At 38.3% G+C, this 582-nt stretch carries 1 protein-coding gene; it reads right to left on the bottom strand.

Annotated elements, in window-relative coordinates; all coding sequences use genetic code 11:
- The coding region (locus tag HT719_RS10370; protein ID WP_054388128.1) for an IS630 transposase-related protein at window positions 1-193 on the bottom strand (193 nt) is incomplete at its 3' end.
- Window positions 194-582: the final 389 nt, after the last annotated feature.

A 582-nucleotide genomic window follows, 5' to 3' on the forward strand; every position in this document is an offset into this window, starting at 1 on the left:
ATTCCTCTAAAGGAATCTTTCGGTTTTTGACGACTCGCTTTTTCATCTCTAAGTGTCCTTGTTCACGTAAGTTCTTTTTCCATGTGAAGAGAGTTCTGACGCCGACATCAAAAACCTTGGCTGCCTCGACATGGCTGTGCCCCTCTTTGATGTAATCTAATGCTCGCTGTTTAAAATCTGTACTATATGCCATAGCTTTATTATAACATGCTTGTTTGAAACTAAGCAACTATATCACAAGATATTTTTTCGTTTCATTCATATTCAGTTGGATACTTTTCATACGACTATTTTATCAAATGGGACATTTTCACGTTCGAATGAAAGTTCTATAATGAAGTTAGCCACCCAGCCCTCCTAAAAATTAGATGTTTTAACTAGCTGATAGTTAGCCCTCGATTTCATTTGATAAGAGGCTTGGAGCTGTTAAGCTGACAAGCCAAGGCTAAGATTAGCCTTGGTTTAGCTGACAAAACTGCTTCAAGGGTTCCTCTTGTCAAATGAAAGCTCTTCTAGGCATAAGAAAACACCTCTGTGTTATACTTGTTGTTCAACCACAAACACAAGAAAGGCACAGAGATG

Origin of the sequence: Streptococcus sp. k-378, assembly GCF_013277505.1 — a bacterium.
GTDB classification, from domain to species: domain Bacteria; phylum Bacillota; class Bacilli; order Lactobacillales; family Streptococcaceae; genus Streptococcus; species Streptococcus pseudopneumoniae.